The following is a 13,727-nucleotide window of genomic DNA, read 5'->3' as shown; positions in this document are numbered from 1 at the left end:
CGGCCCCTCCCGGCCAAGCACACCGCGCCGATATGGCGAAACGTCACACTTGTTCCCGAGTCCAGTCCTGTCCGGCTTGCTCCTTCTCGTACAGCTTGGCCCGGGCGCTGAAGTGGAGCCCGCCGATCTGCGCGCCCTGGAAGCCAGCCAGGAGAGCCTCACCCCATGCCGCCCACGCAGCCGTCACCGAAGTCCTCGACTGACGTCGGCAACATGTCGACCGCGGCCCGATGGTCGGAAAACTGACTGGCGGATTGGCCAGTCCCCTCCTTCACTGCCAATGGGTTGGACGGCCCACCGCGGGGGTGCACGCCTGGCTTCACTGAACAGGTTCGGTGCAGGGCCAGTGTTGGGTGAACCTCAGATGCCGACGGTGTGCGGTGGTGATCAGTTGGGCGGCGGCCGAGAAGAGTCGAAGACGGAGCCGGCGCGGTTCCCAGAGTCGGGGTTTGCCGGTCAGGGCAAGCATGGGCATCCAGGCCAGCAGGTCGAGTGCGAGCTAGACGATCGGCCAGCAGAGCGCCCCCACGACGGTCCAGCCGCGCAGCTCACAGAGCTGCCGACAGGCTTCGAGCTGGCGGTCGACCGACATGGCCCACTCAACGACGATCCCGCCACATAGCACTGACCTGGGAAAACTCCGTCCATAGTTCAGTCAACAGGTGGCGCGATTCTTCCGCAGCGGCGCCGCCCTCGGCATGGACGCTGTGCTGCTCTCGCCGGACTGCGCGGACCCGCTCTACCGCCGGTCCGTGAAGGTCTCCATGGGCGCGGTCTTCTCCGTTCCGTACGCCCGCCTCGAATCCTGGCCGAGGGGGGCCTGGAATCCGTACGGGAAGCGGGCTTCAAGCTGCTTGCCCGCACCCCCGACGAGAAGGCCGCCGCGATCGACGATGCGGCCCGCACCGGCTCGACCGGGTGGCGCTGATGCTCGGCGCGGAGGGGGACGGACTCTCCACCCAGGCGCTCGTCGCCGCCGACGAGTGGGTGCGCATCCCGATGGCGCACGGAGTGGACTCGCTCAATGTGGGCGCGGCCGCGGCGGTCACGTTCTACGCGGTGGTGACGGGCCGCCCGCAGTCCTGAGCCCCGGCCGGTCTACAGCTGCTGGGCCGCCGCGATCCCCAGAGCCACGATCAGCGTCACCACGAAGAAGACGATGACGCGCTGCCGCAGCAGCCGCGGGTTGGCGGGCCGCCGCCCGGCCGACGTCGTGCGGACGCCGGGCCTGGTGCCCTGACGGCCGTTCGTACGTGAGGTGTTGCGCGGCGACTGGGGGCGGGTGCCGCCGGTGCGCGACGGCTGCTGCGGGCGCGGCGCCGGCGTGCCCGCCGTAAGCCGCTCCATGCGTTCGGTCCGCTCCGCGCGTTCGGTCCGCTGCGTGTAGCGCGAGGTCGGACGGTCCTGCTCGATGCGCTCGCGCTGGGCCGGCGGCCGGCCCTCGGACAGCCCCTGGGCCTCCCGTGCCGCGATCTCCTTGAGCCGCATTGACAGTTGCAGCGTGCTCGGGCGCTCCTCGGGATCCTTCGCCAGACAGGCCCGGACGAGCGGAGCCAGCGCGTCCGGGACCCCGTACAGCTGCGGCTCCTCGTGCACCACCCGGTACAGCATGACCTCCGAACTGCCGTGTCCGAAGGGCGAGTCGGCCATCGCCGCGTACGCGAGCGTGGCGCCCAGCGCGAAGACGTCCGTGGCCGGGGTGACCGCAACGCCGCGCACTTGTTCCGGCGCGAGGAAACCGGGCGAGCCCACCGCGGTGCCGACATGCGTCAGCGTGCTCGCGCCGGTCGCCCAGGCGATGCCGAAGTCGATGATCCGGGGGCCCTTGGGGGAGAGCAGGATGTTCGACGGCTTCAGATCCCGGTGCACGACACCGGCCTCGTGCACCGCGACCAAGCCCTCGGAGAGCGCAGCGCCGACCGCGGCCACCTCGGCGGCCAGCAGCGTGCCGTCCTCGGCGACCTTGTCGTGCAGGGAGGGACCGGGGACGTACTGGGTGGCGAACCACGGTCGGTCCGCCTCGAGATCGGCGGCCACCAGCCGTGCCGTACAGCCGCCGCGGATCCGCCGCGCGGCCGACACCTCGCGCGCGAACCGCGACCTGAACTCCTGGTCCTCCGCCAGATCCGGCCGGATCACTTTCAGCGCGACGCGCTGCCCGCGGCGGTCGGAGCCCAGGTAGACGACGCCCATGCCACCCGCACCGAGCCGCCGGTGAAGCCTGAACGAGCCGACGACACGCGGATCCTCGCGCCGGAGCCGCATCATCGCCATGTCCGTCCCCTACCTACGGTGGGGAGACCCCACCCCCGCTGCCACGGTCGTCCGTTTGACGTGGCACAGCTTACGTATCCCTGCCCCGGTGTGCTCATAGGCCGCGCCCTCAAGGCCCGATCGATTGTCAGTGCCGGGTGGGAAACTTGAAGAGTGGTCAGGGGACGGCGGATCCGTCGCCCCGAGCCCGTGCGAGATCTCAAAGGTCCGTCGCAGAAGGGGGATTGGATTAGTGAAGGGTGACCGGGTGGAGATAGTCGTGGACGCGGGAGACACGACGCGTACGTACGAAGTGGTAGCAAGCCGGGCGGGTCGCAGGGTCGAGACGGCCGTGCGCAGGGGGGTGGTGGAAGTGAGCGAAGTCACCCGCAGCGGTGGGGTGGTGCGGACGGCCCGCTTCATGGCCACCCGGGTGCTGGCGCTGGTCGAGCAGCCGGTGCCGCGGGAGGACTCATCGGAGCGTCCCCTCCGGGTAGACCCCAAGGCCTAGGTCGGCGTCTCCACCCAGAGGAGTACACCCCTGGGTGGCAGCTCATCCTCCGGGAGGCCCGGCAATCGGTACGCGGGCATGACGCCTGGGCCTTGTCGCTTCCCTAGTGTTGAAGTCAAGCGGCGGGTGCAGCACTCGTCCCCCGAGGTCATACACCCGCCGCTGCCCATACGAACAGGAGAGGGACCATGGCGGACACGGCATCGCGGACCATCATCCGCACGCAGGGACGCAAGGCATTCGCTGCGTTCGGCGGCCGTCCGTCAGGCAGGCGCCACCCGCTGGTGGCGACGGCCATGGTTATCCTCTGGCGGCACTGCTCGTGGTCGCCTTCGGCGGCTGGGAAGCAGTGGTCACACAAGCGTCGTCCGTGGGCGTGATGCTGGGGCGCTGAGCGGCGCCCCGGGCCCGGAAGAGCGGTCCGGGTCGGGGACATCCGGCCAACAACCCCGTGGGGACGGGGGTGCGGCGGACGGCAGCGTTTGGCCGGTCAGCTGGGGAGCTGACCGGCCATCGCGCTGCCCACCTAACTCTCGCACCCTCGCCCGGTGCGACCGGGGGGTGTCAGCGCCCACATAACCCTTCACGCCGTGGGGCGGGGCTCTGCGCCGCCTGGCCGGCGCGTTGGGGCGTGGGGGCGTCAGCCCCAACCAACCCTTCGTGCCCGGAGGTGCGGTGCTCTGCGCCGCGAGGCTGGCGCCGGGGGGTGTGGGGGCGCGTCAGCTCCCCACGTAACCTTCCCCCTCCGGGGGTCTGGGGGCGTCAGCCCACAGTTTCGGGAAGGGGCGGGTAGGGGAAACGGCCCGCCCCACCGCGTACGCTCCCAGCCGGACCGCACCAGCCCCGGGGGAGACCGTGACCGCATCCGTCGTACGCGCGCTCGCCGATGCCGCCCGCGATGCCGCGCATCTGCCAGGTCCGCGTCCGGCCTGCCGCGCCTGTGGGCGGGATGAGGCCGTGCTCGCGGACCGGGACGACGGCGCCGTCGTACGGCACGGGGAAGCCGTCGCCAAGGCGCACGCACCCGGTACCGACCCGGACGGACACCGCGCCCGCATCGCCGCCGCCGCGCACCCGCGCCTCGCCGGGATCCTGCTTCCACCGCTTCCGCTCCGCGTACGGGATGTGCACGGCCGGCCCGTCACGGCCTGGCCGTACGGCGTCCCCGTGGACCCCACGGACCCCGACGCCGCACCCTGGGAGGACGCCGGGGTGCTGCTCGCCCGGCTCCACCGCGTTGAGCCCGCCGAACTCCCCGGCCCTCTCCCGCCGATGCGCGGCCCCGCCAAGGCCGCCCGGGCCCTTGCTCGGATGCGTGCGGCGGCGGACCACCCCGCGGCCGCCATCGTCCAGCGGGCCTGGGAGCGACTCCCCGCCTGGGCACGCGACGAGGCGGCCTCCCCCCGCAGAAGCGCCCTCTGCCACGGCGACCTCCACCTGGGCCAGCTCGTCCGCCACCCCGCCCCCGCCGGCCCCTGGCTGCTGATCGACGTCGACGATCTCGGCCTCGGTGACCCCGCCTGGGACCTGGCGCGCCCCGCCGCCTGGTACGCCGCCGGTCTGCTGCCCGCACAGATCTGGCAGCGGTTCCTCGGCGCGTACACAGCCGCAGACGGCCCGGCGGTCGGCGCAGACGCCGACCCCTGGCCCCAACTCGACGTCCCCGCCCGCGCACTGACCATCCAGACGGCCGCCCTCGCCCTGGCGAAATCCGCCGCGGAACACCGCGATCCGGACGACGTCGAGCAGATCGTGATCGACGCCTGCGCCCGAATCGCGGCCCTCCCACCCGAGTTGGAGTTCGGGCCCGGGTCGTAGTCTGAACTCCTCGTCACCGGGCACGCATCCGGGCGACGTCGACCAACGGCGAGGAGCTGAGCAGACCATGCAGTGTCCCAAGTGCCATGCAGCGATGCACACGTACAACCGCAACGGCGTCCAGATCGAGCAGTGCAGCGGCTGCCGGGGGATATTCCTCGACTACGGCGAGTTGGAGTCCCTGACCCGCCTCGAGTCGCAGTGGACCCAGGCTCCGCCCCCGCCGCCCGCCCCGCAGGCCTACCCGGCCGCCCCCGCCCCCGCCTGGGGCGCGCCGCACCACGGCGGACACCACGGCGGGCACCACCGCCAGAAGAGCTTCGGCCGGATGCTCTTCTCCTCCTGAACCCTCCTGAACGGCCACCTGAACCACCCCTGAAACCGCAATGCGGGCCCGGGCACTGAGCCTGGGCCCGCATTGCATACCATCGACTGGATTTCGTTGATCTCGTCAACCATCTAGTCATGCACATGGTCGATGTCTAAGGTTCGGAACATGATCTTTCTCGACCGGTCCCGCACCGTCGCACCGCCGGGCTGGAGCCGCTGGCTCGTCCCACCCGCCGCGCTCTCGGTCCATCTCTCCATCGGACAGGCCTATGCCTGGAGCGTGTTCAAGCCTCCGCTCGAGTCATCGCTAGGCATCTCCGGCACCGCCAGCGCTCTCCCTTTCCAGCTGGGCATCGTCATGCTCGGCCTCTCCGCGGCCTTCGGCGGCACTCTCGTCGAACGCAACGGCCCGCGTTGGGCAATGTTCGTCTCCCTCGTCTGCTTCTCCTCCGGCTTCCTGGTCGCCGCCCTCGGTGCCGCCACCCGCCAGTACTGGCTCGTCGTCCTCGGCTACGGCTTCATCGGCGGCATCGGCCTCGGAATCGGCTACATCTCGCCGGTCTCCACCCTCATGAAGTGGTTCCCGGACCGCCCCGGCATGGCCACCGGAATCGCCATCATGGGGTTCGGCGGCGGAGCGCTGATCGCGTCCCCCTGGTCCACCCAGATGCTGGAAACCTTCGGTTCGGACAGCTCCGGCATCGCCACCACCTTCCTCGTCCACGGTCTTGCGTACGCCGTGTTCATGTCCCTCGGTGTCGCGCTCGTACGCGTACCGGCACCGGGCTGGCAGCCCGCAGGCCCGCAGCCGAAGCAACAGACCCGCGCCCTGATCACCACTGCCCAGGTCTCCGCGCGGAACGCCCTGCGGACCCCGCAGTTCTGGTGCTTGTGGGTGGTCCTCTGCATGAACGTCACGGCGGGCATCGGCATTCTGGAGAAGGCCGCTCCGATGATCACGGACTTCTTCGCCGACACATCCGCCGCGGTCACCGCCTCCGCCGCAGCCGGATTCGTCGCCCTGCTCTCGCTCGCGAACATGACCGGCCGCATCCTGTGGTCCTCCACCTCGGACCTGATAGGCCGCAAGAACATCTACCGCGTCTACCTCGGCATAGGCGCGCTGATGTACCTGGCGATCGCCCAGCTCGGCAACGACTCCAAACCGCTGTTCGTCGTCTGCGCGCTGGTGATCCTGTCCTTCTACGGCGGCGGATTCGCGACCGTCCCGGCCTATCTGAAAGACCTCTTCGGCACGTACGAGGTCGGGGCGATCCACGGCCGGCTGCTCACCGCCTGGTCCACCGCCGGCGTCCTCGGACCGCTGATCGTCAACTGGGTCGCCGACAGCCAGGAATCGGCCGGCCGCACCGGCCCCAGCCTCTACGCCGCATCGCTGTACATCATGATCGGACTGCTGGCGGTGGGCTTCCTCGCCAACGAACTCGTACGCCCCGTCCACTCCCGCTTCCACGAGCCGCAGCAGAAGGAGACGCTCCATGAGCGCCAGCACCAGGAGTCGTAGGGCGCTCGGCGCCGCGGTTTGGCTCTGGGTCGCCGTGCCGTTCGGTTACGGCCTGTACGAGCTGATCCGCAAGGCCACCCAGCTCTTCACGGGGTGAGGGGGCTCGGGCAACGACAGAACCCCCCGGTCATGGATGCGGCCGGGGGGCTCTGGCTGGGCCGGGCCCGGCAACGACAGAACCCCCGGCCATGGATGCGGCCGGGGGCTCTGGCTGGTGCGCGATACTGGGATTGAACCAGTGACCTCTTCCGTGTCAGGGAAGCGCTCTCCCGCTGAGCTAATCGCGCGGGACAATCTTGTTTTGTAGTGCGTGCGCGATACTGGGATTGAACCAGTGACCTCTTCCGTGTCAGGGAAGCGCTCTCCCGCTGAGCTAATCGCGCCGGGGTCCCCCATGCCGAAGACCAGGGGAGGATCCTCGCGGATCCAGTGGACGATACTGGGATTGAACCAGTGACCTCTTCCGTGTCAGGGAAGCGCTCTCCCGCTGAGCTAATCGCGCGGGACAATCTTGTTTTGTAGTGCGTGCGCGATACTGGGATTGAACCAGTGACCTCTTCCGTGTCAGGGAAGCGCTCTCCCGCTGAGCTAATCGCGCCGGGGTCCCCCATGCCGAAGACCAGGGGAGGATCCTCGCGGATCCAGTGGACGATACTGGGATTGAACCAGTGACCTCTTCCGTGTCAGGGAAGCGCTCTCCCGCTGAGCTAATCGTCCTTGGAGGTGGAGACGGGATTTGAACCCGTGTAGACGGCTTTGCAGGCCGTTGCCTCGCCTCTCGGCCACTCCACCCTGAGTGCAGGGGTTCGGGAAAATCCCCCTTCGAGCGGACGACGAGATTCGAACTCGCGACCCTCACCTTGGCAAGGTGATGCTCTACCAACTGAGCCACGTCCGCTTGTCGGTTCCGGCCCGCTTACGCGTCCCGGCGACGTAGGGAACTCTAGCGGATTCCTGGGCCAGCACAAAAACGCGTTTCCGCAGCGTGCTGAGGTGTGTTCACGTCGAAGCGGCTCATCGGCGCCCGCCATAGACTCACAGACGTGCATGACCTCGCTCCTTTGGCCCGCTTCGGCAGCCTCCTCGCATCAGACCTCCGGGATGTCACCAGTGACCCCGAAGCACTCGACTCCGCCGGCTTCTGGGCGGTCGCCGCAGACTTCGAGGGTGGTCTGACCTGCGCCCGCTTCGGCGAAGTGCGTACGGAGCCGGTGCCTGAGCCCGTGCCGGGTCGCTGGCGGGGCCCGGAGGCGGGCGACTGGACGTCCTCCCTGGGCCGTGCCGCGTACTCCGCCGGAGTCCGGCGCATCCGTGACCACATCGCGGCGGGCGAGGTCTATCAGGCGAACCTCTGCCGAATTCTCTCCGCGCCGCTGCCCGACCCGGACGCCGCCGACGTCGACGTGCTGACCGCCCTGCTGGCGCGCGGCAACCCCGCTCCGTACGCCGGAACCATTCGGCTGCCCGCGCACGGCGTGGAGATCGCCACCGCATCGCCCGAGCTGTATCTGCGCCGGGACGGGCATACCGTCGAGTCCGGGCCGATCAAGGGCACCGGACGTACTGTCGACGATCTGCTGGAGAAGGACCACGCGGAGAACGTGATGATCGTCGACCTGGTCCGCAACGACCTGGGGCGGATCTGCGCCACGGGCACGGTGACCGTCCCGGCGCTGTGCGCGGTCGAGCCACATCCCGGTCTTGTGCACCTCGTCTCCACCGTGCGCGGGGAGCTGGGGCCCAAGGCGGGCTGGCAGGAACTCCTGGCGGCCACCTTCCCGCCGGGCTCGGTGACCGGCGCGCCCAAGTCCAGCGCTCTGAAGATCATCGAGGCGCTGGAGACGGCGCCCCGCGGACCGTACTGCGGAGGCATCGGCTGGGTCGACGCGGACCGCGGCACCGGCGAGCTCGCGGTTGGCATACGCACCTTCTGGATCGACCGCGCCCAAGTCGGCAGGCCGGTGCTCCGCTTCGGCACCGGCGCCGGGATCACCTGGGGCTCCGATCCCGAGGGAGAGTGGGAGGAGACCGAACTGAAGGCTTCCCGGCTGCTCGCGGTAGCGTCGGGAGCGTACGAGGCGAGCGGAAGGACCAGCTAGATGAAGCTTTGGGTCAATGGCGCACTCAGGGACGCCGACGACGCCCGGGTGTCCGTGTTCGACCACGGTCTGACCGTGGGCGACGGCATCTTCGAGACGGTCAAGGCCGTCCACGGGCAGCCCTTTGCCCTCACCCAGCACCTCGAACGGCTGACCCGCTCGGCCCGCGGCCTCGGCCTGCCGGACCCGGACCACGACGAGGTGCGGCACGCCTGCGCGGCCGTGCTGAAAGCCAATCCCATGGCCCTCGGCAGGCTGCGCATCACGTACACGGGCGGTACCTCGCCCCTCGGCTCCGACCGCGGCACCGCGGGTCCGAGCCTCGTTGTCGCCCTCGGCGAGACCAAGCGGCGCCCCGACACCACGGCCGTGATCACCGTCGAGTGGACGCGCAATGAGCGTGGCGCGCTGGCCGGGCTGAAGACGACGTCGTACGCGGAGAACGTCGTCGCACTCGCCAGGGCGAGCGAGCAGGGGGCGTCCGAGGCGCTCTTCGCCAACACCGTCGGACAGCTCTGCGAGGGCACCGGCTCCAACGTCTTCGTCGTACTCGACGGCGAGTTGTACACCCCGCCCGTCTCCTCCGGCTGTCTGGCGGGCATCACACGCGCGCTGACCGTGGAATGGACGGGGGCCAGGGAGACCGACCTGCCGTTCGACGTGCTGGATCGGGCCGATGAGGTCTTCCTGACGTCGACCCTCCGCGACGTACAGGCGGTTCGGCGGATCGACGGGCGGGAACTCACGAACGCGCCGGGACCGGTGACCGCCAAGGCGATGCGGATCTTCGAGGAGCGCGCGGCCGCCGACAGCGATCCGAAGGCTCCGTAACTGCGGTTTCCCCGGGGGACGCCGGGCCCCCTGCCGCTCCACGGCGGGCCGGACGCCCGGCCGGTCACGCGAAACTGGGTGACGGGCGGCCGCCAGGCAGGTACAACACCCCTGATGACCACCACCCTGCGGCCGACCGGGCCGCTTCAGCGCGAGGCGGACGGCGCGCGGTCGCGCTCGTACGAAGTCTGTGTGAACAGCCGCCCCGTCGGCACGATCGAGATCGCCACCTTCCCCGCCCTCAGCGCCACGGCCGGCACCATCCGCTCGCTCCATATCGAGGAGACGGACCGGCGGCGCGGGCGGGGGACCGTCGCCGCGCTCGCCGCCGAGGAGGTGCTGCGCGGCTGGGGCTGCACCCAGGTGCAGGTCGCCGTGGCACCGGGGGCCACCGCCGCCGCGAGGCTCGTGACCGCACTCGGCTACGTCGAGCGCGGCCGCAACATGCTCAAGGAGCTGCCCGGTGGGCCGCCCGCCCTGCCCGCCGATGTCGAGGGCCGCCCGATGAGCGAGGCGGAATTCGAGCAGTGGCGTGCCACGGCCGTCGGGACCTGTGCGCAGAACTGGATCGACAGGGGAGTCCCGCCCGATGAGGCGCGTGCCAAGTCGGAGACCCAGCACCGCGCGCTCCTGCCCGACGGCCTTGCCAGTCCGGACATCCGGCTCGAAGTCCTGGTTCAGGAGGGCGCGGTCGTGGGCCACGTCCTCGTCGGCCGGCGCGAGGTGCGCCCCGGTGAACCGGGGGCGTACGTGTACGACGTCGAAGTCGTCGAGGGCCGGCGCGGCCGGGGCCACGGCCGGTCCTTGATACTCCTCGCCGAACGAGTAGCCCTGGACGCCGGGCTACCGCTGCTCGGACTCCATGTCTTCGCGGACAACACCCCGGCGATCCGGCTCTACGAGTCGCTCGGCTACGGGACGACCCACATCAACAGTTTCAAGCAGCTGCTCTAGCCTGGGCGCCGGATCCTTCAGTCCGCCTCGGAGCCGGCGAGCAGCCGGTCGGCGATCTCCTCGATGCGCGCCCGCAGCCCGTCCTGGCTCTTGCCGCCGTCGAGGCGCTCGCCGTCGAAGACGTACGTCGGAGTGCCGGTGACGCCGATCGCCTTGCCCTCGGCCTGGTCGGCGTCGACGATCAGGATGTGCCGCCCGTCGATCAGGGCGGTGTCGAACTCCTCGGCGTCCAGGCCCAGTTCACGCGCGACCTCCAGCAGGAACGGCTCGCCCTTCGCCGCCAGTTCCTCAGTACGCGCGAGCACGGCCTCCACATACGGCCAGCCCTTGCCCTGTTCGGCAGCCTCCTCCGCGGCCTGGGCGGCGGTGAAGGCGTGCTTGTGCTTGTCGAGGGGGAAGTGCCGCAGCCGCAGCTCCAGCCGGTCGCCGTAGCGCTCGCGCAGGGCCCGCAGATCGTCCAGGGCGCTGCGGCAGTCCGGGCACTGGAGCTCGCACCAGATGTCGAGTACGACGGGGCGGGGGTTGGTGGAGTCGCTCATGGGACCAGTCTCCCAGCCCTCCGGCATGCCCCTGGACCGGGACCTGGGGAGGAGGTCGTCCCGGAGATCTCCCTGAGGTCGTACGGGACCGTGGCCCCCGCGCCGCCGGACGGTGCACGATGGATAGGGACGTACCCGCCCATGCCCGCCGAAGCCTGGAGGACCGGATGATTGCCGAGACCATTTTCTCCGCGGTGTCCGCGGCGGGCCTGGGTGTCGCCGCGATCACGGCCTACCGCAAGCGTTTCCTGGCCGCGACCCGGATTGCCGCCTACTCCCTGGTCCCGATCGGCCTGGTGCTGACAGGCGCCGTCGAATGGGCCGTCGACACGGCCTTCAGCCCGACCGCGTGGCTCGGCTTCGGCCTGCTGGGCGGCGCGTGGCTGCTCTTCATGACGACCCGGGCCGTCGAACGGCGCGGCGTCGGCACCCGCAAGGAGCGCAAGGCCGCGAAGTCGGCCCAGCGCGAGGCGGTCGCGTCCGAGGCTTCCGCGCCCTCACTGGGGCAGGCGGGCCGGCCGGCCGCGCAGCCCGCGACGAAGGGGAAGGCCGCCGGTTCCGGCGAGGACTTCAGCGACATCGAGGCGATCCTGAAGAAGCACGGCATCTAGCACGGGATCTGAGTGAACTCCCGCAGTCGCGGGGCGTGTTGGTCGATCATGACGGGCCGGGCTGCGACATCATCACCCCGAGATGCTCGATACCTCCCGGGGCCAGGCCCCCGCACCGACCGAAGAGCCGCGTGGCTGCCTCTTCGCGCTCTCCCAGCCACCCCTGATGATCTTCCTCGCGGTGATCGGCTTCTTACTGCTCATGGCCGCGATACACGATCTGTTCCTGCTGTGAGCCTCAGCCGGCCGCTTCCTTGCGGCGCGCGCGGTACGCGGCGACATGCAGGCGGTTGCCGCAGGTGCGGCTGTCGCAGTAGCGGCGTGAGCGATTGCGCGACAAATCGACGAACGCGCGCCCGCAGTCCGGCGCCTCGCACCGCCGCAGCCGCTCCTGCTCGCCCGCGACAACTATGAAGGCCAGCGCCATCCCGCAGTCCGCGGCGAGATGGTCGGCAACGGACGCGCCCGGCGCGAAGTAGTGCACATGCCAGTCGTAGCCGTCGTGGTCGGTGAGCTGCGGGGTGGTCCCCGCGGCCGCCACCAGCTCGTTGACCAGCTCGGCCGCCGTGCGGCTGTCGGGCGCCGCGAAGATCTCCGCGAACTGGGTCCGTACGCTGTGCACCGCCCTGAGGTCCCGCTGGTTCAGTTCGCCCACGCCGCTGACGTCGTGGCTGCGCACGAAGTCGTACAGCGCGGCAACGTCCGCGAGCCCGTCGCCCTGCTCGCTCTCCGGTGCGGTGTTCACCAGATCGACGACGGTGTTGAGGGCGATCCGGGTGTCGTGGGGAATCAGCACGATTCGCTCCCTGGCCTGCTGCGGGCCGGTGCCCGCCGAATTGCGCTGACTCTAGCGGTTCGCGCTGAGAGTGCACCGGCGCCGTCGCCGCGATGGAATCCGCGGTGACGGCGCCGGTGTGTGCCGTATGTGGTTGTCCGCGCGGCGCCGTCTCCCCGAGTAGGACGGCGCCGTGCAGCTCGCTGCCTGGCTCAGCTCTCGGCCAGGATGTGCGAAAGCTCCGTGTCGAGATCGAAGTGACGATGCTCGGTGCCCGGTGGCACCGCGGCGTCGGTCCGCTTCAGGAACGACTCCAGGGCCCGCGCCGGGGCCTCGAGCAAGGCTTCGCCCTCCGGGGAGCTCAGCGCGATGCAGACGACGCCCTGGCCGTGGCTGCGGGACGGCCAGACTCGGACGTCGCCCGTGCCAGTGGGCCGATGCAGACCCTCAGCGAGAAGATCGCGGGCGAAGACCCACTCGACCGTCTCTTCGGCTCCGGTGTGGAAGGTGGCGTGCACGGCATAGGGATCGGCCGTGTCATACCGCAGGCCCGCGGGTACAGGCAGTGAAGACTCGCTCGATACAACGAGGCGCAGGTGCAGCTCGCAGCTGACCGTGGTGTTCATAAGCGCCAGGGCCTTTCGCTCAGTGTGCGCTCGGGGGTTCGCACGTCGGCGAAATCGACATGCCACCTACGGTGCCGTTGTAAACCCCTCTGACCGTTTTGTGATCCTTCATGTCGCTCGTACGGCGGTGCCTCACTTTGTGTTATACGCCCATTTCGGTGACCGCGCTCAATCCGGTAGTTTGGGTCCATGAATGCGGAGAGTGACGAGCGGGGGGAGGCCGTCGCGGCGACGGACCCGAAACCCGCGACGGGGGACGGGACGGGAGACGTGGTGGACGTGGTGGCCGGGGAGGAGCCGGAGCTCGGCTCGAAGGCGCCCCACTTCATCAAGCGCTCCAAGCCGCTGCACCTGAGCTGGCAGGTCGGCGTCTTCATCGCCGGCCTTGCGGTGGTCGCCGCAGGCGTCGTGATGCTGCCGCTGCCGGGCCCCGGCTGGCTGGTGATCTTCGGCGGCATCGCGATCTGGGCGACCGAGTTCGTCTGGGCACAGTTGGTGCTGCGCTGGACCAAACGCAAGGTGACCGCGGCGGCCCAGCGAGCGCTCGATCCCAAGGTGCGGCGACGGAACATCATCCTCACCACAATCGGTCTCGTGATCATCGCGGTGCTGGTCGGAATCTACGTCTGGAAGTTCGGGATCGTGATGCCCTGGAAGATCAAGGAGTGACCGGAAAATGGTCAGGGGGACCCGCTGACATCGGGTAATGTTTGCGGTGCACCCGGGCGATTAGCTCAGTGGGAGAGCGCTTCGTTCACACCGGTGACAGCAAGCCGACGGTGCTGCTTGTTCCGCGCGTCGACGGGACCTACCCCGCGACCGGCGTGCTCGGAACCGTCGAGCAGGTGGGCCGGC

The 13,727-nt window shown here is 69.9% G+C and carries 16 protein-coding genes, 7 tRNA genes and 3 pseudogenes; 13 read left to right on the top strand and 13 right to left on the bottom strand.

All coding sequences use genetic code 11. The features are described 5' to 3' along the window. Positions 1 to 43 precede the first annotated feature (43 nt). Positions 44 to 187, bottom strand: a complete 144-nt coding sequence (locus ACWDO5_RS08800; protein WP_450529605.1) for a hypothetical protein — start codon at positions 185 to 187, stop codon at positions 44 to 46. A 132-nt stretch (positions 188 to 319) separates the two neighbouring features. Beyond that, a pseudogene (locus ACWDO5_RS08795) lies at positions 320 to 499 on the bottom strand (transposase); the annotation flags it as partial. A gap of 163 nt (positions 500 to 662) precedes the next feature. On the opposite strand from ACWDO5_RS08795, the pseudogene ACWDO5_RS08790 reads away from it, so the two are divergent. Next, positions 663 to 1,086 (top strand): annotated as a pseudogene (locus ACWDO5_RS08790) (TrmH family RNA methyltransferase); the annotation flags it as partial. Between the two features lie 12 nt (positions 1,087 to 1,098). Here ACWDO5_RS08790 and ACWDO5_RS08785 read toward each other — a convergent pair. Further along, a complete protein-coding gene (locus ACWDO5_RS08785) occupies positions 1,099 to 2,274 on the bottom strand; it encodes a serine/threonine-protein kinase (protein WP_450529603.1) in 1,176 nt (391 codons plus the stop codon). A 232-nt stretch (positions 2,275 to 2,506) separates the two neighbouring features. Here ACWDO5_RS08785 and ACWDO5_RS08780 point away from each other — a divergent pair, with 232 nt between their 5' ends. The 6 genes and pseudogenes from ACWDO5_RS08780 to ACWDO5_RS08755 all read left to right on the top strand — a co-directional run bounded on the left by ACWDO5_RS08780 (position 2,507) and on the right by ACWDO5_RS08755 (position 6,534). Further along, positions 2,507 to 2,764, top strand: a complete 258-nt coding sequence (locus ACWDO5_RS08780) for a hypothetical protein (RefSeq protein WP_450529602.1) — start codon at positions 2,507 to 2,509, stop codon at positions 2,762 to 2,764. A 188-nt stretch (positions 2,765 to 2,952) separates the two neighbouring features. Then, a pseudogene (locus ACWDO5_RS08775) lies at positions 2,953 to 3,158 on the top strand (hypothetical protein). A gap of 461 nt (positions 3,159 to 3,619) precedes the next feature. After that, complete coding sequence (locus ACWDO5_RS08770; protein ID WP_450529600.1) at positions 3,620 to 4,582, top strand: phosphotransferase family protein; 963 nt, start codon at positions 3,620 to 3,622, stop codon at positions 4,580 to 4,582. A 67-nt stretch (positions 4,583 to 4,649) separates the two neighbouring features. Continuing rightward, positions 4,650 to 4,928 (top strand): TFIIB-type zinc ribbon-containing protein, encoded by a 279-nt coding sequence (locus tag ACWDO5_RS08765; RefSeq protein WP_356231932.1) that lies wholly within the window; start codon positions 4,650 to 4,652, stop codon positions 4,926 to 4,928. A gap of 150 nt (positions 4,929 to 5,078) precedes the next feature. Further along, the gene (locus tag ACWDO5_RS08760) at positions 5,079 to 6,437 is read left to right on the top strand and encodes an L-lactate MFS transporter (RefSeq protein WP_450529598.1); all 1,359 of its coding nucleotides are present in this window, start codon (positions 5,079 to 5,081) and stop codon (positions 6,435 to 6,437) included. Further along, positions 6,412 to 6,534, top strand: coding sequence for an MFS transporter small subunit (locus ACWDO5_RS08755; RefSeq protein WP_450529596.1), 123 nt, complete (start codon positions 6,412 to 6,414; stop codon positions 6,532 to 6,534). The genes ACWDO5_RS08760 and ACWDO5_RS08755 overlap by 26 nt, the downstream gene beginning before the upstream one ends. A 115-nt stretch (positions 6,535 to 6,649) precedes the next feature. Here ACWDO5_RS08755 and ACWDO5_RS08750 read toward each other — a convergent pair. The 7 genes from ACWDO5_RS08750 to ACWDO5_RS08720 form a co-directional block, all read right to left on the bottom strand. Continuing rightward, positions 6,650 to 6,724, bottom strand: a tRNA-Val gene (locus tag ACWDO5_RS08750). 24 nt (positions 6,725 to 6,748) lie between these two features. Then, positions 6,749 to 6,820 (bottom strand) — tRNA-Val (locus tag ACWDO5_RS08745). Between the two features lie 47 nt (positions 6,821 to 6,867). After that, positions 6,868 to 6,936: transfer RNA gene (locus tag ACWDO5_RS08740), tRNA-Val, on the bottom strand. A 27-nt stretch (positions 6,937 to 6,963) separates the two neighbouring features. Beyond that, positions 6,964 to 7,035: transfer RNA gene (locus tag ACWDO5_RS08735), tRNA-Val, on the bottom strand. 47 nt (positions 7,036 to 7,082) lie between these two features. Further along, positions 7,083 to 7,154 (bottom strand) — tRNA-Val (locus ACWDO5_RS08730). Between the two features lies 1 nt (position 7,155). Then, a tRNA-Cys gene (locus ACWDO5_RS08725) sits at positions 7,156 to 7,229 on the bottom strand. A gap of 33 nt (positions 7,230 to 7,262) precedes the next feature. Next, positions 7,263 to 7,335, bottom strand: a tRNA-Gly gene (locus ACWDO5_RS08720). Positions 7,336 to 7,480: 145 nt separating this feature from the next. Here ACWDO5_RS08720 and ACWDO5_RS08715 point away from each other — a divergent pair. The 3 genes from ACWDO5_RS08715 (at position 7,481) to ACWDO5_RS08705 (ending at position 10,321) form a co-directional block, all read left to right on the top strand. Further along, positions 7,481 to 8,536: a chorismate-binding protein gene (locus ACWDO5_RS08715; protein ID WP_450529595.1), complete on the top strand. Its 1,056-nt coding sequence runs from the start codon at positions 7,481 to 7,483 to the stop codon at positions 8,534 to 8,536. Then, positions 8,537 to 9,367 carry an aminotransferase class IV gene (locus ACWDO5_RS08710; RefSeq protein WP_450529594.1) on the top strand — a complete coding sequence of 277 codons (831 nt, stop codon included), beginning with the start codon at positions 8,537 to 8,539 and terminating at the stop codon, positions 9,365 to 9,367. It abuts the gene before it with no gap. A 114-nt stretch (positions 9,368 to 9,481) separates the two neighbouring features. Further along, positions 9,482 to 10,321 carry a GNAT family N-acetyltransferase gene (locus ACWDO5_RS08705; RefSeq protein ID WP_450529593.1) on the top strand — a complete coding sequence of 280 codons (840 nt, stop codon included), beginning with the start codon at positions 9,482 to 9,484 and terminating at the stop codon, positions 10,319 to 10,321. Positions 10,322 to 10,338: 17 nt separating this feature from the next. Here ACWDO5_RS08705 and ACWDO5_RS08700 read toward each other — a convergent pair whose 3' ends face one another. Continuing rightward, positions 10,339 to 10,860, bottom strand: a complete 522-nt coding sequence (locus ACWDO5_RS08700) for a DsbA family protein (protein WP_450529591.1) — start codon at positions 10,858 to 10,860, stop codon at positions 10,339 to 10,341. Positions 10,861 to 11,027: 167 nt separating this feature from the next. On the opposite strand from ACWDO5_RS08700, the gene ACWDO5_RS08695 reads away from it, so the two are divergent. Both ACWDO5_RS08695 and ACWDO5_RS08690 read left to right on the top strand, forming a co-directional pair. Further along, positions 11,028 to 11,471, top strand: a complete 444-nt coding sequence (locus tag ACWDO5_RS08695; protein WP_450529590.1) for a hypothetical protein — start codon at positions 11,028 to 11,030, stop codon at positions 11,469 to 11,471. 82 nt (positions 11,472 to 11,553) lie between these two features. Continuing rightward, entirely contained in the window at positions 11,554 to 11,706 is a 153-nt protein-coding gene (locus tag ACWDO5_RS08690; RefSeq protein WP_450529589.1) for a hypothetical protein, read from the top strand. A 3-nt stretch (positions 11,707 to 11,709) separates the two neighbouring features. On the opposite strand, the gene ACWDO5_RS08685 is transcribed toward ACWDO5_RS08690, so the two are convergent. Beyond that, the gene (locus tag ACWDO5_RS08685; RefSeq protein WP_450529588.1) at positions 11,710 to 12,267 is read right to left on the bottom strand and encodes a CGNR zinc finger domain-containing protein; all 558 of its coding nucleotides are present in this window, start codon (positions 12,265 to 12,267) and stop codon (positions 11,710 to 11,712) included. Between the two features lie 191 nt (positions 12,268 to 12,458). After that, the gene (locus ACWDO5_RS08680) at positions 12,459 to 12,872 is read right to left on the bottom strand and encodes an SsgA family sporulation/cell division regulator (protein ID WP_003959770.1); all 414 of its coding nucleotides are present in this window, start codon (positions 12,870 to 12,872) and stop codon (positions 12,459 to 12,461) included. A gap of 189 nt (positions 12,873 to 13,061) precedes the next feature. Between ACWDO5_RS08680 and ACWDO5_RS08675 the strand changes: the two genes are divergently transcribed. Beyond that, a complete protein-coding gene (locus ACWDO5_RS08675; RefSeq protein WP_450529586.1) occupies positions 13,062 to 13,541 on the top strand; it encodes a TIGR02611 family protein in 480 nt (159 codons plus the stop codon). The last annotated feature ends 186 nt before the right edge of the window (positions 13,542 to 13,727 follow it).

The sequence above is a fragment of the Streptomyces sp. NPDC000880 genome, assembly GCF_053599675.1.
This window is presented reverse-complemented; position numbering and strand designations above follow the sequence as displayed.

What these genes read in the sequence shown, in the direction of transcription:
- ACWDO5_RS08785 (WP_450529603.1), bottom strand. Translation starts at nt 2,274, where the DNA reads ATGGCGATGATGCGGCTCCGGCGCGAGGATCCGCGTGTCGTCGGCTCG.
- ACWDO5_RS08755 (WP_450529596.1), top strand. Translation starts at nt 6,412, where the DNA reads ATGAGCGCCAGCACCAGGAGTCGTAGGGCGCTCGGCGCCGCGGTTTGG.
- ACWDO5_RS08680 (WP_003959770.1), bottom strand. Translation starts at nt 12,872, where the DNA reads ATGAACACCACGGTCAGCTGCGAGCTGCACCTGCGCCTCGTTGTATCG.
- ACWDO5_RS08765 (WP_356231932.1), top strand. Translation starts at nt 4,650, where the DNA reads ATGCAGTGTCCCAAGTGCCATGCAGCGATGCACACGTACAACCGCAAC.
- ACWDO5_RS08675 (WP_450529586.1), top strand. Translation starts at nt 13,062, where the DNA reads ATGAATGCGGAGAGTGACGAGCGGGGGGAGGCCGTCGCGGCGACGGAC.
- ACWDO5_RS08710 (WP_450529594.1), top strand. Translation starts at nt 8,537, where the DNA reads ATGAAGCTTTGGGTCAATGGCGCACTCAGGGACGCCGACGACGCCCGG.
- ACWDO5_RS08690 (WP_450529589.1), top strand. Translation starts at nt 11,554, where the DNA reads ATGCTCGATACCTCCCGGGGCCAGGCCCCCGCACCGACCGAAGAGCCG.
- ACWDO5_RS08695 (WP_450529590.1), top strand. Translation starts at nt 11,028, where the DNA reads ATGATTGCCGAGACCATTTTCTCCGCGGTGTCCGCGGCGGGCCTGGGT.
- ACWDO5_RS08760 (WP_450529598.1), top strand. Translation starts at nt 5,079, where the DNA reads ATGATCTTTCTCGACCGGTCCCGCACCGTCGCACCGCCGGGCTGGAGC.
- ACWDO5_RS08700 (WP_450529591.1), bottom strand. Translation starts at nt 10,860, where the DNA reads ATGAGCGACTCCACCAACCCCCGCCCCGTCGTACTCGACATCTGGTGC.
- ACWDO5_RS08705 (WP_450529593.1), top strand. Translation starts at nt 9,482, where the DNA reads ATGACCACCACCCTGCGGCCGACCGGGCCGCTTCAGCGCGAGGCGGAC.